Annotated in this window: 14 protein-coding genes and 2 pseudogenes; 10 read left to right on the top strand and 6 right to left on the bottom strand. The window is 56.5% G+C overall.

Features of this window, described 5'->3' with window-relative positions; genetic code table 11:
- From B2M20_RS14695 to B2M20_RS14680, 3 genes are all read left to right on the top strand, one after another.
- Entirely contained in the window at nt 1-780 is a 780-nt protein-coding gene (locus B2M20_RS14695) for an ABC transporter ATP-binding protein (protein ID WP_079447788.1), read from the top strand.
- A gap of 3 nt (nt 781-783) precedes the next feature.
- On the top strand, nt 784-1,893 hold the full coding sequence (locus B2M20_RS14690) for an ABC-type transport auxiliary lipoprotein family protein (protein WP_079447787.1): 1,110 nt from the start codon (nt 784-786) through the stop codon (nt 1,891-1,893).
- 591 nt (nt 1,894-2,484) lie between these two features.
- Nucleotides 2,485-2,952 (top strand): hypothetical protein, encoded by a 468-nt coding sequence (locus B2M20_RS14680; protein ID WP_079447785.1) that lies wholly within the window; start codon nt 2,485-2,487, stop codon nt 2,950-2,952.
- Nucleotides 2,953-3,175: 223 nt separating this feature from the next.
- Here B2M20_RS14680 and B2M20_RS14675 read toward each other — a convergent pair whose 3' ends face one another.
- Nucleotides 3,176-3,502, bottom strand: coding sequence for a c-type cytochrome (locus B2M20_RS14675; RefSeq protein WP_079447784.1), 327 nt, complete (start codon nt 3,500-3,502; stop codon nt 3,176-3,178).
- Between the two features lie 522 nt (nt 3,503-4,024).
- Here B2M20_RS14675 and B2M20_RS14670 point away from each other — a divergent pair.
- Nucleotides 4,025-4,765 carry a ZIP family metal transporter gene (locus tag B2M20_RS14670; protein WP_079447783.1) on the top strand — a complete coding sequence of 247 codons (741 nt, stop codon included), beginning with the start codon at nt 4,025-4,027 and terminating at the stop codon, nt 4,763-4,765.
- A 410-nt stretch (nt 4,766-5,175) separates the two neighbouring features.
- Complete coding sequence (locus tag B2M20_RS14665; protein ID WP_079447782.1) at nt 5,176-6,009, top strand: universal stress protein; 834 nt, start codon at nt 5,176-5,178, stop codon at nt 6,007-6,009.
- A 215-nt stretch (nt 6,010-6,224) separates the two neighbouring features.
- Here B2M20_RS14665 and B2M20_RS14660 read toward each other — a convergent pair whose 3' ends face one another.
- From B2M20_RS14660 to B2M20_RS14650, 4 genes and pseudogenes are all read right to left on the bottom strand, one after another.
- A complete protein-coding gene (locus B2M20_RS14660; RefSeq protein WP_079447837.1) occupies nt 6,225-7,262 on the bottom strand; it encodes a zinc-dependent alcohol dehydrogenase family protein in 1,038 nt (345 codons plus the stop codon).
- A gap of 144 nt (nt 7,263-7,406) precedes the next feature.
- Nucleotides 7,407-7,576: pseudogene (locus B2M20_RS20335) on the bottom strand (IS630 family transposase); the annotation flags it as partial.
- Nucleotides 7,577-7,956: 380 nt separating this feature from the next.
- Complete coding sequence (locus B2M20_RS14655; protein WP_139372921.1) at nt 7,957-8,208, bottom strand: hypothetical protein; 252 nt, start codon at nt 8,206-8,208, stop codon at nt 7,957-7,959.
- Between the two features lie 52 nt (nt 8,209-8,260).
- Nucleotides 8,261-8,947 (bottom strand): helix-turn-helix domain-containing protein, encoded by a 687-nt coding sequence (locus B2M20_RS14650; protein ID WP_079447780.1) that lies wholly within the window; start codon nt 8,945-8,947, stop codon nt 8,261-8,263.
- Between the two features lie 250 nt (nt 8,948-9,197).
- Here B2M20_RS14650 and B2M20_RS19175 point away from each other — a divergent pair.
- A pseudogene (locus tag B2M20_RS19175) lies at nt 9,198-9,290 on the top strand (IS5/IS1182 family transposase); the annotation flags it as partial.
- Here the strand turns inward: B2M20_RS19175 and B2M20_RS14645 are convergent.
- Nucleotides 9,287-9,982, bottom strand: coding sequence for a CBS domain-containing protein (locus B2M20_RS14645; RefSeq protein WP_079447779.1), 696 nt, complete (start codon nt 9,980-9,982; stop codon nt 9,287-9,289). The pseudogene B2M20_RS19175 and the gene B2M20_RS14645 overlap by 4 nt on opposite strands.
- A gap of 423 nt (nt 9,983-10,405) precedes the next feature.
- Between B2M20_RS14645 and B2M20_RS14640 the strand changes: the two genes are divergently transcribed.
- The 4 genes from B2M20_RS14640 to B2M20_RS14625 all read left to right on the top strand — a co-directional run bounded on the left by B2M20_RS14640 (nt 10,406) and on the right by B2M20_RS14625 (nt 16,181).
- Nucleotides 10,406-11,245, top strand: a complete 840-nt coding sequence (locus B2M20_RS14640; protein ID WP_079447778.1) for a universal stress protein — start codon at nt 10,406-10,408, stop codon at nt 11,243-11,245.
- A gap of 137 nt (nt 11,246-11,382) precedes the next feature.
- Complete coding sequence (locus B2M20_RS14635) at nt 11,383-14,178, top strand: cation-translocating P-type ATPase (protein WP_079447777.1); 2,796 nt, start codon at nt 11,383-11,385, stop codon at nt 14,176-14,178.
- Between the two features lie 456 nt (nt 14,179-14,634).
- Nucleotides 14,635-14,886: a helix-turn-helix transcriptional regulator gene (locus tag B2M20_RS14630; RefSeq protein WP_079447776.1), complete on the top strand. Its 252-nt coding sequence runs from the start codon at nt 14,635-14,637 to the stop codon at nt 14,884-14,886.
- The gene (locus B2M20_RS14625; protein WP_079447775.1) at nt 14,886-16,181 is read left to right on the top strand and encodes a type II toxin-antitoxin system HipA family toxin; all 1,296 of its coding nucleotides are present in this window, start codon (nt 14,886-14,888) and stop codon (nt 16,179-16,181) included. The genes B2M20_RS14630 and B2M20_RS14625 overlap by 1 nt, the downstream gene beginning before the upstream one ends.
- Nucleotides 16,182-16,559 lie beyond the last annotated feature (378 nt).

Genomic DNA, 16,559 nt, shown 5'->3' with positions numbered 1-16,559 from the left:
ATGGATACATCGGTTGCAGAGTTCGCAATTCGGGTCAACGATCTCGTCGTTGGTTTCGGGCGCCGCGTCGTCATCGATCATCTCTCGCTCGATGTACGCCGTGGCGAGATCCTCGGCCTCGTCGGTGCCTCGGGCGGAGGCAAGTCGGTGCTGATGCGCACCATCATCGGCCTGATCCCGCGACGGAGTGGTGAGATCAAGGTCATGGGCGCCAGGATCGGCTCGACCCATGACCTCGGAACGCAGAGGGTCGCTGGTAAATGGGGCATCCTGTTCCAGCAGGGAGCGCTGTTCTCCTCGCTGACCGTGCGGCAGAATATCCAGTTTCCGTTGCGCGAGAATCTTGTGTTGTCCAGCGCGTTGATGGACGAGATCGCCACCGCCAAGCTGGAAATGGTCGGCCTGACTCCGGAGGACGGCGATAAGTTTCCCGCCGAGCTGTCGGGCGGTATGACTAAGCGCGTGGCGCTGGCGCGGGCGCTGGCGCTCGACCCGGCGATCGTTTTTCTCGATGAGCCGACCTCCGGCCTCGATCCCATCGCGGCAGGCGACTTCGATACCCTGATCAAGACATTGCAGAAAACCCTGGGCCTGACGGTGTTCATGGTGACCCATGATCTCGCCAGCCTGAATACGGTCTGCGACCGCGTCGCGGCGCTGGCGGACGGCAAAATTGTCGCCATCGGGCCGATGCGTGAGTTGCTCCAATCCGACCATCCGTGGGTGAGAGCCTATTTCCATGGCAAGCGCTCGTTGATGCTGCAACCGAAAGCGAGTTGAGAGATGGAAACCCGTGCCCCATTTGTCGTCATCGGCGCTTTCGTGCTGGCGGCCCTCGCCGCGGTTTTCGGCTTCGTCTATTGGCTGCACAACACCGGGGGTCTGGGCCCGCGAACAACCTACCACGTGCAATTCGAGGGCTCTGTGCCCGGCCTGCTGGTTGGTGCGGCCGTTCTCTTCAATGGCATTCGCGTCGGCGAAGTGACGGAGCTCAGCCTCGCGCCGGACAATCCGCGCCGCGTTGACGCGGCGATTGCCGTGACATCGACGACGCCGGTGCGACCCGACACCAAAGTCGGCCTCGAATTCCAGGGTCTGACCGGCGTTCCAGTCATTGCGCTGGAAGGTGGTCAGCTACTCGGCGCCTCGGGTCCGGTCCCGACATTGATCGCCGAAGCCGGCGCGGGTCAGAGCATGACCCAGGCTGCACGCGATGCGTTGCGGCATGTCGATGCCGTGCTGGCGGAAAATTCGGAGCCGTTGAAAACCACGATCGCCAACCTGCAGGTGTTTTCCGAAGGCCTGGCCCGCAATACCGGCAAGCTCGACGGCATCGTGGCCGGCCTTGAACGCATGACAGCAGGAAGCGCTTCACCGGCGCGGAAAATCACTTACGACCTCCGTGCGGCGAGCGGCTTTCCCAGCCCGCCCGACCGGACTCTCAAGAACGGGCTCTTCATTCCGGAGCCGACTGCAGTGATTAAGCTCGATACGCAGCGTTTTCTGTTTTCGTCGGACAAAGAGTATCCGGATTTCGCCGAAGCGATGTGGGCAGACAGCATTCCGAAGCTGCTGCAGTCAAAACTGCTCGAAAGCTTCGAAAATTACGACATCGCCCATGCGCCCCTGCGCTCAATGGATGGAGTGCAGACAGATTATCAACTTCTGATCGACGTCCGGCGCTTTCAGATCACTGTCGATCCAGAACCAGTCGCAGATATCGGATTGTCGGCGCGTATCCTGAACAAGAATGGCAAGGTAGTCGCGGCGCGATTATTCCAGGACACGCAGAAGCTGGACAAAATCGAACCGGCGGCGGCCAGCACGGCATTCAACAATGCATTCGAACGAATCGCCAAGGACATGATCGCGTGGACCGTTAAGACGTTGTAGAGCGTGGTTCAAACGTTCCTGGATCAATAATGGTGGTACGCGCACGATTGGCGAAAGGTTCTGTTAGGAGGAGATCGAATGATTGTCCGTACCCTCTTGTTGTCGTGTTCTCTTCTCCTTGCGAGCAAGCTGCTGGCGGTCAGTTCCCCTTTTACGGATCATCCCTATAATCCCCGCCACATAGATCAACTGCCGCCCCAGATCCGTAACTATATAGCGACAATCTGCAAGGGACCGGCCAAGGCGCAGCATCATTTCGGAACCTATTCTCCAGCCGAGAGACGTTGGCGGATACACCTCGAATATCTTCGGTGCGATGGCCTCAGCGATTTCCGACGAGAACACCAATGCCTCGACGTTGATTTTATCCAGGTAGGCTCACGGTTCCGGCTTGCCTCAAAGCAATTCCGTGATTGCGACTTCTGAGGCAGATAGTGGCGAAGAGCTCGCGTTCATTATGATGACAGCGCGCTTCGCGAGCCCGGGTACGATTCGCTGGGCGCGTGAGCAGCGACGATATCATCTTCACGGATCTCTCGATCGAATAGGCGTTTTGCCGGCGACAAAATCATTGGCAGATGGAGGGGCGGGATGACATCTCGTACGTTGATTATTGTTTCATGCGCCGGCGCGATATTCGCATCTTTCGCTGCTGCGCAATCGACGGGCGGATTGCCAAATGGGAACTATATTCCTCACCTTGGCGACATCATGGGAACAATGCAGCTTCGCCACTTCAAGCTATCATTTGCGGGCAAGTTGCGGAACTGGGAGCTCGCCGCCTATGAGATGGACCGGATTAAGGAGAGTTTTCAGGATGCGGCGACGCTTTATCCGGGAATCCCGGTTTCCGATATGACAGTTATGGCGGAGCCAGTTCGACGGCTTGGCGAGGCTATTCAGAAGAAAGAACCCAACAAGTTCGCGTCCGCTTTCAGTGAGATGACAGCGGCATGTAACGGTTGTCACCAATCGATCGGTCGCGGATTTATCGTGATTAAGGTGCCAACGTCGTCCCCATTCAGCAATCAAGTCTTCGATCCGGCTGCCAGACCATGAGACGGTAGTCCTTCTTCGGAGGTTTTGCGGTTGACTCTATCGATCAATACTCTGCCATCCAGAGTCGTAGCCGATAAGTATGCGCTATCAACGTACGAACCGCCCCCCAACCGTTACGCAAACCGCGTTTTCGATGTCATTTGTGCTCAACGGTCTTCGAACTTGCCCGGTCTATGGGCAGACGCAAACATGCGTCATGCTAACTCGCAATGAGCGTTACAGATTACTCCAGGGATTTAAGAAACGCGATGAAATCATTGATCTGGTCGGCTTCGAATTGGAACTGTGGCATACTGGGGTGCCCGGTTATGATCCCTTCAGCCAAGGCTTCCTCAAGCGTCTCGACGGGATAGCGTTGGTGCAAGTTCCGAAATGGCGGTGCAATCCGAAGTGGGCTGGGACTCACCTTGTCAATCGCGTGACATCCTGCGCAATAAAGCAACGCCAAGCGTCGACCTTGCTCGACATTGGCGGCTTCTATGCGTTGTGATGATCCTAAGGTGAAGATCAGTGACAACGCAAAAAACAACAATGAGCTAGCAATCCGCATTGTTTTTCCTAAGCAAAGAGCTGAATTTAGTAGATACCATAACGCTGGTCCATCTTATTGATTTGTGTCAAGGCGTCGAGCCTAGAAACTTGCGGCTTTTCTCTTGAGCGGTTCTTTCAGTCTGACTGATCTCAATACAGCGATCGACGGTTGCTCGAGGAGCTGAATGCGCCATACCGAAAAATCATGCCGGTAGCTGTTCGACGAAATCGAATGCACCACGCTGGCCCCGCTGCCGAGCGAACCGTTCGAACACGCCGAGTGAAAACGACAAGGGTTCATCCCGATTATTCCGTCGAGGTCCGAGAAGAAGATCTTTTACTCGGTGCCGCACTGGTTGACCGTCAACCAGATCTACGTACAAGCCATCGACAACCGGGGCGCTCGAGTCCGTTCGGGCTAATTGTCGAGAACCTTCTGCCAGGAATGGCTCGATCTAGGGGCAGTATTGAGCGACGGCACAGAGCGAATGCGAACGGAATAGCATTGACCTATTGATCGTCCCAGTTGCATGGAATATCTATGACAGCTTCGGTAGGGATTGTATTTCTCGCGGCGTTGGTGACGGCAATCGCCACTGGACTAGGCGCATTACCGTTTCTGTTCATCAAGCAGATGAGTCGGCGGTGGCTGGGGGTATCCAATGGGATTGCCGCAGGCCTTATGCTCGGTGCGAGCCATGCACTAATTGCAGAGGGAAGCGCGATCCATGCATCCTGGACTGTTGCGGGCCTCGTGATCGGTGCTTTGCTCGTTGCCGTCAGCTCTTGTCTGCTACAGGTTCGCAGCGATCTCCACGTCGGTGAACTCAGAGGAGCTGGCGCCAGCAAAGCTGCATTGATCGTTGCAGTCATGACGCTGCACTCGATGGCCGAGGGAATCGGCGTTGGGGTGTCATTCGGCGGAGACGAAAAGCTTGCGACTTTTGTCACGGGAGCAATTGCTATCCACAACATAGCGGAAGGTCTTGCGATTAGCTTGGTGCTTATTCCACAGGGCGTGCGCGTGTGGAAGTCAGCAGCTTGGAGCATCTTCTCCAGCATGCCTCAACCCCTATTTGCTGTTCCTGCCTTTATGTTCGTTGCCGCTTTTGAGCCCGTCCTTCCTTTTGGCCTTGGCTTCGCTGCGGGCGCGATGATTTGGGTCGCCGTCGGAGAGCTTCTATCAGACGCCTTCAAGGACGCGCCGCACTCAAATGTTGCCACATCGGTCGTACTTGGTCTTGTAGCCATGATGACCTTTCAGATTCTCGTCAAAAGCTGATCGTACTCGGCTCCTGATCCCTGAGGCGGGACGCTTCAAGCTCTTCTCCCTAAGAGAAATTGTCCTGGCTGCAAGCGTGGGCAATAAACATTGTCAAACGGTGCGGTCGACAGAAAGCTAACGTCACTTTGGCGCGCCGCCTTGTCCGACGGCACTTGACCTCAACACGCCGAATACCAGAGAGTTTTCCTTCGCGAAAAGCCGAAACGTCTGGCGACGATTTGGCGTGTCCACGACGCAGAAGACAGCTCACCGAGAACTACAGCGCCCGTCATCATCAAAATCGTAAACTTCGAACTTGAAAACATACACGCGACAAGGGCAGGCGATTGCGATTCCAACGCTCGAATGAGCCGGTGACTTCATGTCATCGTATATCATTCTTCATTATATCGATTGGGAGCGATTCTATGATAAAAGACATTATCCTGCATTTGGAGAGCAACCCGTCCCGGGATATCGGTCGCGATTTTGCTGTTTCGACAGCTGAGATGTTTTCCGCCCATCTGACGGGTGTCTCCTTTGCTTTTGCAGCAAGCATTCCCAACTATATTGCTCCGACTTTGCCCGCAGATGCTCTCGCCAACCTACTTGCGGAAAGTGAAACAGCAGCGCGCGGCGCAATTGATCGTTTTAAGTCCGCCATGAAGCGCGGCGACCTTCTGGCTGAACCGCGGCTGTTGCTGCAAACTGAATTTGGACCGTCCAGAACTTTTTCGGAGATGGCGCGGTGTTTCGATCTGAGCGTCATCATGCAATCGGACGATGATAACGGCATCGATAACGACACTTTGATCGAGGCGACGCTGTTTGATTCTGGTCGGCCGCTCATTATTGTCCCTTACATCCAGCACGAGGGGTTGAAGCTGGACCGGGTTGTGTGCTGTTGGGATGGAGGCCGCGCCGCAGTGCGTGCGATCAATGATGCGTTACCTTTATTGAGGAAAGCCAACGCCGTCGAATTGTTTATTGTCGAGAATGAAAAGACCGCCAGCGAAAGTGGTGTTGGCGTTATTGACATCGGCAGGCACCTGGCCCGGCACGATATCAACATCGAAGTGAGAAGAACACCCGCCGCTGACATCGATGTGCCGAGCCTGATTCTGTCGCATGTTGTTGACTGTTCGGCGAGTCTACTTGTGATGGGTGGCTATGGACATTCTCGTCTGCGCGAATTTATCCTTGGCGGCGTCACACGCGGAATACTGGCGGCGATGACGGTTCCTGTTTTTATGTCGCATTAGGATCTTGTTGGCTGCGCTCGCCGGCGTGAGTAGTGTTTATCCCGTAGCGGCAGGGTCTTTGAAGCAGATCTGCATGCAGCCGTATCGAACGATACGTTCCACAAAATTCCTACATCTTAAAGAGGCCGTTTGCCTCGTTCCTTTCCCGAGCAGATAAGATTATCTATTGCGTTCATCGGGAATGATTGGCACGAAACAAGCCACTGCCAAAGGAGTCAGGCCGCGATGATCACTTTCAGCGCACCCGTGTCCGCAGCGCGGCTGAATGTGTCATACGCCCTAAGGATTTGGTCGAGGGAGAATCGATGCGTAATCAATTGGGCAGGATTGAGCTTGTTAGATTGCACCGTCTTGAGAAGCATAGGCGTCGTGACCGTATCGACCAGTCGGGTCGTAATTGAAATATTATGCGACCATAATCTCTCTAGGTGCAGATCCACTTTACTGCCGTGCACTCCAATGTTGGCGATGATGCCTCCGGGGGCGATGATGTCCTGGCAAAGCACAAAGGTAGCCGGAATGCCGACCGCCTCGATCGCCGTATCGACACCTTTACCATCGGTTAATGCTTTCACCTCGTTGGCAACCTTTCCGCTCGCGCTATTGATCGTCTGCGAAGCGCCGAATATCTTGGCGATTTTGAGACGCTTGTCATCAAGATCGATCATGATGAGTTTGGCGGGGGAATAGAACTTCGCTGTCAGCAATGCGGCAAGACCGATCGGCCCGGCTCCCACGATCGCGACGGTTGACCCCGGCACCACCTTGCCGTTCAGAACGCCGCATTCGAATCCGGTCGGCAAAATATCGCTCAACATGACGAGCGCTTCTTCATCGGCGTCAGTCGGAATGTGATAAAGACTTGTATCGGCGTGCGGGATCCGAACATATTCGGCTTGCGTCCCATCGATTTCGTTGCCGAGGATCCAGCCGCCGGTGGTGCAGTGGGAATAGAGACCTCGACGGCAGTATTCGCATTTGCCACAAGAGGAAATGCAGGAAATGAGGACATGGTCGCCTGGTTTGAAGGTCGTGACACCGGCGCCAATTGAATCGATGATACCCACACCCTCGTGTCCGAGAATACGACCCGGCGTACAGGTCGGCACGTCGCCTTTCAGAATATGGAGGTCCGTGCCGCAGATGGTCGTTTTCACGATCTTGACGATAGCATCTCCCGCAGACTGTATTTCCGGCTTGGGACGATCTTCGAGCGTCTTATGCCCGGGTCCATGGTAGACGAGCGCCTTCATGGAATGCTCCGATCCAATGCGTTGCTTGATGTTAATAAGATCTGGTTCGCAGCGTCGCATGTTGACTTTGATCAAGGTCGACCTTTCGGGGTGCCGAGAATCATCAGTTAGCCATGCTATTGTGGAACATCATTCGATATCGTGTTGAGATGGCGAGCGACCATCGACGCAAAGCACCAAAGCGCGCTCCGGTGGATCAAGGTAGAGGCCAACGATGTCGCGTACCTTCTCAACGAACTGTGATCGGTTGAGAGTTTGAAGGTCTCGCTTCGATGAGGTTACAGAGAGAATGCGCTCCAGATGCGATGCACCGTCGAAACTGACAGGCCGGACGCTTCATTGAAGTGACGAGTTGCACGCATAATCCAAGTCGACAGAAAGCTTCTCAACCGGCATGCGCAGGTCGAGAAAGAGCAGGTTGGCGTCGAACGTGAGATTTCAACGGAGGATAATGAGTTGGTCGAGCGGGGCGTGTCCCGCGATTGGTTGCGCTCGTCGCTGTTCAAAGACTGATCCGACTGTCGTCAACAACACCGCGCGTAATGCGAACGACCGTCATCGTTGGTCCGTGCCAACAGCAGCAAGCCGCTGCCGACAACCCAGGGACGATCGACGATGACGGATCTCCACGGCTACGAACCTGGCTTGATCGATCGCTTACGTCGCTTCGATGGGTGCGAACCCTCACGATTGCTTAAGCCGCATCGTCGCAAGTCCTACTGGCGACAAACATTTGCCTGCTGGTGCGAGGCGAATAGCCATTCGCTAGGTGCACCACCTTGACGGAGTCGATGTTCAGGCGCTCGCTGCCGATTTCCTGTTTTGCCAAGATCAGCGCCTGAGAGGGATCATCTGACACAACATCGATCTGACGCTGAAGGCACCTGAAATTATGGCCGTTTGAATTCAGCAGATCCTTGTAGAACGAGACGCGATAGTTTTTCATTGGAAGCTCCTCATTCATCATGATGCGCCGGGTGAACCGTGGGCCGGTAACCTCAAGCCTCCATGGCGGTCAGCCTCTGTCGGTTGCGCAGCGCGATTTGGCGAGCGCTCGAAAACATCAGGATGCCCTGATCGTTGAGTTGCGAAAGCGCCCGCGAGACAGTCTCAAGAGTCAAACCGAGGTAGTCGCCAATGTCGCGACGACACATCGGAAGCGCCATCATGCCGGTCTTGGCGAGCCGGCGATCCATTTCCAGGAGGAAAGTGGCAACGCGCTCAATCGCGGTCTTGCGGCCAAGAAGCAGCATATGATCTTCGGCATGGCGGAGGTCGCTTGCCGTCAACGTCCAGAGATTGCGGGCAACTTGGGCGTTCGATGCTGCGGCCTTCTCAAGGCTGCGACGAGGCACCAGGCGGACAGTGGTATCGACGATTGCTTCGGCGGTGAGCCGGTGCTCCAAGCCGGGGTCGAGGCCAAAAACATCGCCCGGCAGGTGGAATGCGCCGATCTGCCGTCGTCCGTCGCTCAGCAGTTTATAGGTACGGACTGCGCCGCCGATAGTCTGGTAGAGGTATTCGGAAGGCTCGCCTTCGCCGTAGATTTCTTCATCCTTTCTGTAGGAAAATTCGCTTGGAACCACTCCCGAGCCGCGGACGATCTCGCCGAATTGGTCGGCCGCCAGGACGTGCGGGATGTCGAGAACCTTAGCAGTGAGGCCGGTGATCGTCTCGGTATGCATGTCGCCATCTCCTCGATGCGGGATGGCTTGGTTTACCGGAGATGTCCGCGCCAGAATATTTCGGTCGATATCCTAAGGGGAGCCTCCTAAGGGGTGTTACGGAGGTGGATGTTCCAGGACGTGGCGCCGACGTACCGATGGTGCTCAAAGCGCATTTCTACGTGACAGCCTGGAAAGGTGGCGATGTTCCCCGTCGTATCGGGCGAACCAAAGGCGAGCTGAACTTGAAACTCCATATTGTCTGCCATGGCAGCTCAAAGACTGGCGGCGCATCGCAACACGATACGACCGATGCGCCCACACCTTCTCCGCAAACTGCATCGTCGCAACAGTCATCTTCTAGACATTATCGATGAATGCTGAACCTAGGTAGAGGTGGTCGTGAACCACCTTGACACCTGGGACGTTTTCAGCCGCCACGATCGCAGCTTGCCGGAAACGCGCGTCCGTAATGACGCCTGTAAGATGTACAATTCCATCATGAACCGTGACGCTCAATTGCGCCGGTCGCCAGTCATTCTTATCGATGGAGGCGATCACACGGTCACGAATATGATCATCATCTGCCGTCGGGTCCGGAACATCCTTTGCGAGGCTTGCGACGGCACGAAGAAGGTCGGTGCGGGTCACAATCCCAATTACCGTGCGTCCACGCACCACGGGCAGACGCTTGACACTACGGCGCTCCATCAAACGCACAAGCTCCGCAAGCGGCATATCTTCGGTTGCGGTGCAGAGGTCGTCTTGTGTCATAATCTCGCTGACCTTACGACCATGCTCTCGCACAAAGTCCTGGGCCACTTTTCCCGAAACCCCCATCAGAAATTCGAGCCATCTGATGCGCGGACGCTGCGTCCCGATCTCACTGCGTCGCACAAAATCTCCCTCCGAGACCACTCCAATCAGCCCGCTCCTCTTGTCAACAACGGGAAGGCCGCTGATGTGCTGTTGCAACATAAGGTTTGCAGCATCCAGAATGGACGTGTCGGCTGACACTGTGATCACCTTGCGGGTCATTATCTGATGTGCACGCATTCAACCCTCCATTTTTGAGAATATTCGTCCAGAAATGAAACCGGATGATTGACGCACCTCAAACAAGACCTTCATCCAAGCCTGACTTTCGATCGACCTGAGACGAATGTTCGAGCATCAACTACGAGGGATATGACCTGACTCGTGCAAGGAGCGCCCAACACCGATTTGGCGTCTGGAAGACAAGGATATAAGTCGATCCGTCCAGTGCGCGTCGAAGCTCATGGCTCCCAAGGCACTACAATTTCGCAGCTGGATGGTTGACTGACTGGTTTCTTCCGTAAGGCGTTGTCGCAAGAAATGCCTCGGGATTCATTCGACTACACGGAGTAGCCGCAGGTATCCAGGCGCGATCCATTGCGATGGATCAAAACACGGAGTTCCCTAGAGGCTAGGTTAAAAACCTCCAGAAGGGAGGGATTCATGGCCTTCAAGGATGTTCTTCTGACGCTGACGAGCTATCCGGAACCAACGCCCGTCTCGATAGTGAACGATGCAGTTTCGATAGCCGCCGCTCTCCGTGCTCATTTGGCGGCGATTTCTTGCGAAGTACACGTGGAAGTGCCGGGCAACTTCCTTGCCAAGGCGATCATCGACATACCCGGGATCGCGGCCCATGAAACGGCAAAGAGCCGAAAGAACGCCAAAGATCTGCTTGCCGCGTTTGAAGCGGCGGCTGCAAAATCCGGCGTTACGCATGAGACCATTTTCGAGAAATGCGCAACGCATCGGACGCCGACGCTGCTGGTCTACTATGCGCGGCTTCGCGATCTCACGATCATGCCGGTACCGGAATCATATGATCTGTGGTGCGCGGAGGAGATTATCTTCGAATCGGGCAGGCCGACGCTGATCCTGCCCACTGTCCCGCGATCACGCCCGTTCCAGCTCGATACCGTCGGCGTGGCTTGGGATTTCAGCCGCACCGCGACGCGTGCGGTTTCGGATGCGCTTCCCCTTTTTGACAAGGCGAAGAAGGTCCGCGTTGTTATCGTCACGAACGAAAAATCTTTTGATTCCAAACATTCCCCCGAAGAACTGGCAAAAAATCTTGCCCATCACGGTATCGATGTCGTTTTGGATGAGGTCGACGCCGAAGGCAGGCCGATCGGCGAGGTCCTTGAAGCATACGTACTTTCCCGTGGGATCGACCTGCTTGTCATGGGGGCTTATGGGCAGTCCAGATGGCGCGAGGTCGTACTTGGAGGTGCAACCAGGAGTCTGCTGTTAAAACCGCCTGTTCCGGTTTTCTTCTCGCGTTGACGAGGTGTCACGCAAGCGCACCTTGACGCCACGTCACCATATCAGGCGAAAATAGCGTGCGGCCTCGTTGAGGGACATCGATCTTTGCTGCAGGGTTCTGATAGGAAGATTTCGAACAAATTCTGAGCGGGGTTTTCTTGCAGCAGCAGTGGCAGCAACCAAGAGATCCGCATCGCCTCTCAGCGGATGAGGTATTCAAAACGCTCGGCACGACGGTGCAGTTCGGGTTGAGCGACGACGAGATAAGGCGACGCCTCGCGCGCTATGGCCGCAATGAACTGCAAGCGGAAGCGCCAAGGGCGGCCTGGCTGAAGTTCCTCGACCAGTTTGCCAACATCCTCGTGGCCCTTCTGATTGTCGCGGCGGTGATCTCCTCCGGCCTTTGGTTCTATGAATCTCGTTCCGCACTGCCTTATGAAGCCATTGCGATCTTCGCCATCGTTTTTATCAATGCGGTGCTGGGTTATGCCCAGGAAGCTCGAGCCCAGAAGGCCATGGCCGCGCTGCGCCAGATGGCGGCGACACGAGCCAATGTCATCCGAGAAGGCGTGCCGCAGAAGATCGCGGCAGCAGAGTTGGTTCCCGGCGACATCATTCTCATCGAGGAAGGCAACACGATCCCCGCTGATGCGCGGCTTGTTCAATCAACCGCGCTGCAGCTCCAGGAGGGGGCGCTGACGGGAGAAAGCCTGCCAGTCTCGAAGGATACGCTGCCCGTCACCACCGAGGCGGAATTAGGTGACTGGCACAACATGGTCTTCAGCGGAACGACCGTCGTTTATGGGCACGGTCGCGCCGTGATCACAGCCACCGGCATACAGACCCAGATAGGCCGCATCGCAGGTCTGCTCGAAAGAGCCCCGGAAGAGACGACCCCCCTTCAGAAGGAGCTTGATCGCGTCGGCAAGCTGCTGGCGATGATCGTCATAGTCATTGCGGTGGCGATGATCGGGATCATCCTGCTCATCAGCGAGATTCGCGATCTGTCAGACGTGTTCGATGCCTTGATCTTCGGCGTTGCGCTTGCCGTGGCAGCGATCCCGGAAGGCTTGCCAGCCATCGTGACGGCCGTGCTGGCACTCGGTGTGCAGCGGATGGCCAAGCGAAACGCCATCGTTCGTAAGCTCGCCGCGGTCGAGGCTCTGGGTTCGGCGAATGTCATTGCTTCCGATAAAACCGGAACGCTGACGAAGAACGAGATGACCGTCCGCCGAATCGTTACGGCCAGTGGATGCACCAATTTGAACGGCACCGGCTACGTCCCCGAGGGGGACCTGCAGTATCAGCCGTCGAATGACGATGCCCTTCAGTACGAGTTGAACCGCGCGCTGCGTGCGGCCGACAGGGCCAACAACGCAGTTCTCCAGGAGAACGATGGCCGATGGACCGTTCATGGCGATCCGACCGAGGGCGCGCTGATTGTCGCGGCGCGCAAGGCGGGGCTGACGGCAGAGGCGCTGGATAAGCGTTTTCCCCGCATAGCCGAGGTCCCGTTCTCGTCGGAGCGTAAGCTCATGAGCACGATTCACGCCGATGCCAAGAAGCGCGAGCGGCTTATCGCCCTGACGAAGGGCGCGCCCGACGTTTTGCTTACCCGCTGTTCGCACGAGCTTGTGGGCAAGGAGGCGAGGCCGCTGACCGATGCGCGCCGGGCTGAAATCCTGATGAGCAATGGAGCGCTGGCTGCGGACGCACTTCGGACGCTAGGAGTGGCATTCCGCTCACTGCCACCCGACCCGGAGGGCCGAGATGGCTTTGACGAAAGCGTGGAGCAGGATCTCGTCTTCCTGGGGTTGATCGGAATGATGGACCCGCCGCGCGAGGAAGCGAGAAAAGCCATCGCCAAGGCGAAAAAGGCGGGTATTCGCCTGATCATGATCACCGGCGATCATCCGAAGACCGCCGCCGTGATCGCTGCCGAACTTGGCATCGCGTCCGATGGCCGCATCCTTGCTGGCACCGAGTTGAAGGCAATGAGTGACGACGCGCTCGACCGGGCGGTCGCGGAGACTTCAGTCTACGCCCGGGTCAATCCGGAGCACAAGCTACGCATCGTCGAGGCGCTTCAGCGGAGCGGAATGATGGTGGCAATGACAGGCGACGGCGTCAACGACGCACCGGCCCTGAAGAGGGCGGATATCGGTATCGCCATGGGGATCACCGGCACCGATGTCTCCAAGGAAGCAGCCGACATGGTGCTCGCCGACGACAATTTCGCGACGATTGTGGCCGCAGTGGAGGAGGGACGGGCAATCTTCGCCAATATCCGAAGATTTTTGCGCTATCTGCTGTCGTCGAACATCGGCGAAGTCATGACGATGTTCCTTGGCGTGCTGCTCGCTGGCGTGATCGGTCTTTCAGCGCCCGGAAGGGAAGATGGCACGCTCATCCTTCCCCTGATGGCCACGCAGATCCTGTGGATCAATCTGGTGACGGATGGCGGTCCTGCGCTTGCCCTTGGGGTCGAACCGATCGACACTCGAACCATGACTCGTCTGCCGCGTCCTCGAGGCGAAGGCGTGATCACCCGCCGGATGTGGAGAGGCATCTTTTTTATCGGCACCGTGATGGCAGCCGGAACGCTCTTCGTGCTCGACGCTTCGCTTCCCGGCGGCCTGATCGAAGGCAAGGGATCGGTCGTCTATGCGCAGACCATGGCGTTCACCACGTTGACGATGTTTCAGCTATTCAATGTGTTCAATGCCCGCTCCGATGAGCAGAGCGCATTTGTTGGACTGTTCAGGAATAATTGGCTATCGGCGGCCGTCGTGTTTTCCCTGATCCTCCACATCGCTGTCGTCTATGTGCCGTTTCTTCAGGAGGCGTTCTCGACGACAGCTCTGGGTCTGGCCGACTGGTTGATCTGTACGGTGGTCGCGAGCTCGGTATTGTGGTTGCGTGAGCTTAGCAAGTTCGCGGCTTGGAGGAAGTGATCGGCACGGCGCGGAGCGTCATCATGGCGGTGCTGCCGCTCATGAACACTTTGCGGTCATGTGCATTATCGAGCCGAAGCACTGTCGAAGTTTAGGTTACGTTATTAGCACGGTAAGTTGTGTGGGCCTGAGACGGCGATTTAAAAGCGGAGCAAAGAACTTTTGCTTTTGGGTCGGAAATTATCACGGCCTTAACGACCTCCCTTGAGATCTCCTCCGCGTCGTCCCCTTACCAATCGGCATGGCAGCCGTGCCCACAACATTCCGGAAAGTGAAGTGGACGGCACCGTGGACAGGTACGATCTAATGCGGCGCCAAGTAGAACGCCTCTCAAGGCGAGGTCTTATTTTATGCGCTGGTTCATGTAAAACTTATTTATCGGATTTGACGCATAATTTGAATCTATGAACTAATTACGATATTGAAGAATTATCGGAATTAGGCCATAGTTGAGCTATGGCAGACTTGGCGCGCAGTCCAAAGCAGGTCGGTAACTTCATCCGCCGCGCACGCAAGCAGCGGAGATGGAGCCAGACGCAGCTCGGCGAGAGGGCGGGTCTCCGTCAGGAGACAGTCTCGTTAATCGAAAGCGGCAATCCCGCCACCAGGCTGGATACGATCCTTGCCGTGCTCGCCGCGCTCGACCTCGAAGTCCAGATAGGACCACGATCGAAGGGCAGGGCCGCCGCCATCGAGGATATTTTCTGATGGCGCGCCGTCGGCAGCACGCACCGCTGCACGTCTATCTCAACAACCGCCTGGTCGGTCATCTTCTCAAAGATCCGGGCGGCGCGGTCAGCTTTCAATATGATGAAAGCTGGCTCGGTTGGGAGAATGCCATCCCGGTCTCGCTTTCACTGCCGTTACGGGAGGACTCCTGGCGCGGTGCTCCGGTCATTGCGGTCTTCGAGAACCTGCTCCCCGACTCCGAACTGCTGCGCCGACGTGTCGCAGAAAGAGTCGGCGCCGAAGGGGCCGACGCCTATAGCCTGCTCGTAGCCATCGGACGGGATTGCATCGGTGCTCTCCAGTTTGTTGCCGATGGAGTCGATGAGCGCAGCAGTGGAATCGAAGGAGAGCCCATCGATGACGCGGCAATCGAAAAGCTGCTGCGGAACCTTGAGCAGGCTCCCCTTGGCCTCAGCAAAGACGACGATTTCCGGATTTCCGTTGCCGGCGCGCAGGAAAAGACCGCGCTGTTGTGGGACGGCAAGCGTTGGCGCAGGCCTCTCGGGACGACACCCACGACCCATATCCTGAAGCCCCAGATCAACGGCATCGATCTGTCGAACAGCGTCGAGAACGAGTTTTTTTGCCTGAGGCTGCTCGCAGTCTTTGGGCTTCCGGTCAACAACGCCACCATCGAGACGTTCGGGAGGACGAGAGCGCTGGTCATTGAACGCTTCGACCGGCGTTGGACTCGGGACGGGCGCCTACTGCGTTTGCCGCAGGAAGATTGCTGTCAGGCGCTGTCGGTGCCCCCGAGCAGGAAGTATCAGAGCGACGGCGGGCCCGGCCTCGTGCAGGTTCTCGACCTCCTCAAGGGCAGCGACACGCCCGACGAGGATCGCAAGACCGTCCTCAAGGCCCAGATCCTGTTCTGGCTTATCGGGGCCACCGACGGACACGCCAAGAACTTCAGCATCTTCCTCGGACCAGGCGGCACTTTCCGCCTGACGCCGCTTTACGACGCTCTGTCCGCCCAGCCGAGTCTCGACGCCCGCCAGATCGAACGCAAGCAGATGAAGCTCGCCATGGCCGTGGGAGCGAAGAACCACTACAGGATTGATGGAATTCAAGGCCGACACTTCTTCGAGACCGGACGGAAGGCGCGATTTTCGAAGACGACCGTTCAAACCGTGATCAACGAAATCGCTGCCACCGCAGGCGAGACGCTGGAGCGGTTAGCGGATGAATTGCCGCCCCGGTTTCCCAAAGCGATCCATGCTTCTGTCAGCAAAGCCTTCGCCGCACGTCTCGGGGTTCTTTCGGCTGGAACATGAGGTGCGCGTGAAGTCGACAGTCTCCGCGTGGACCAAACATCATCGCAACAAACGATATGAGACAGTGTCGAACTGTCAGCGATAGTTGCAGTGCTAATACAGGTGCCTTGTGATACTGGTGCTAACGGTCTTTTTCTTGTCTGTCTGCGGAGTGCCGTTCAAACTATCGTACGTCGATTTTCTGTGCTTGATCTGTCGATGATTCACTCGATCGTTGTCGATAGTGTCCGAAACGATGTTCAAAAGAAGATCGTGATTTTCTGCTGGGAAATCAGTAGCGAAAATTTTTTGACGGATCGCTTTTCGGATTCGGGAGATCACCGTCAATCTCCTGTCGAATCTTGACCACTTCGGTGCGAAAGTTTCAATCGAAGCGTT

This window comes from Nitrobacter vulgaris (assembly GCF_002028545.1).
GTDB lineage: Bacteria > Pseudomonadota > Alphaproteobacteria > Rhizobiales > Xanthobacteraceae > Nitrobacter > Nitrobacter vulgaris.
The sequence above is the reverse complement of the archived record's forward strand: the minus strand, read 5'-3'. Positions and strand labels throughout refer to the sequence as shown.

Coding starts and splice junctions, on each gene's coding strand:
- B2M20_RS14680 (WP_079447785.1), top strand. CDS start 2,485: ATGACATCTCGTACGTTGATTATTGTTTCATGCGCCGGCGCGATATTC.
- B2M20_RS14655 (WP_139372921.1), bottom strand. CDS start 8,208: ATGAAAAACTATCGCGTCTCGTTCTACAAGGATCTGCTGAATTCAAAC.
- B2M20_RS14695 (WP_079447788.1), top strand. CDS start 1: ATGGATACATCGGTTGCAGAGTTCGCAATTCGGGTCAACGATCTCGTC.
- B2M20_RS14625 (WP_079447775.1), top strand. CDS start 14,886: ATGGCGCGCCGTCGGCAGCACGCACCGCTGCACGTCTATCTCAACAAC.
- B2M20_RS14670 (WP_079447783.1), top strand. CDS start 4,025: ATGACAGCTTCGGTAGGGATTGTATTTCTCGCGGCGTTGGTGACGGCA.
- B2M20_RS14645 (WP_079447779.1), bottom strand. CDS start 9,982: ATGCGTGCACATCAGATAATGACCCGCAAGGTGATCACAGTGTCAGCC.
- B2M20_RS14630 (WP_079447776.1), top strand. CDS start 14,635: ATGGCAGACTTGGCGCGCAGTCCAAAGCAGGTCGGTAACTTCATCCGC.
- B2M20_RS14660 (WP_079447837.1), bottom strand. CDS start 7,262: ATGAAGGCGCTCGTCTACCATGGACCCGGGCATAAGACGCTCGAAGAT.
- B2M20_RS14640 (WP_079447778.1), top strand. CDS start 10,406: ATGGCCTTCAAGGATGTTCTTCTGACGCTGACGAGCTATCCGGAACCA.
- B2M20_RS14650 (WP_079447780.1), bottom strand. CDS start 8,947: ATGCATACCGAGACGATCACCGGCCTCACTGCTAAGGTTCTCGACATC.
- B2M20_RS14690 (WP_079447787.1), top strand. CDS start 784: ATGGAAACCCGTGCCCCATTTGTCGTCATCGGCGCTTTCGTGCTGGCG.
- B2M20_RS14665 (WP_079447782.1), top strand. CDS start 5,176: ATGATAAAAGACATTATCCTGCATTTGGAGAGCAACCCGTCCCGGGAT.
- B2M20_RS14675 (WP_079447784.1), bottom strand. CDS start 3,502: ATGCGGATTGCTAGCTCATTGTTGTTTTTTGCGTTGTCACTGATCTTC.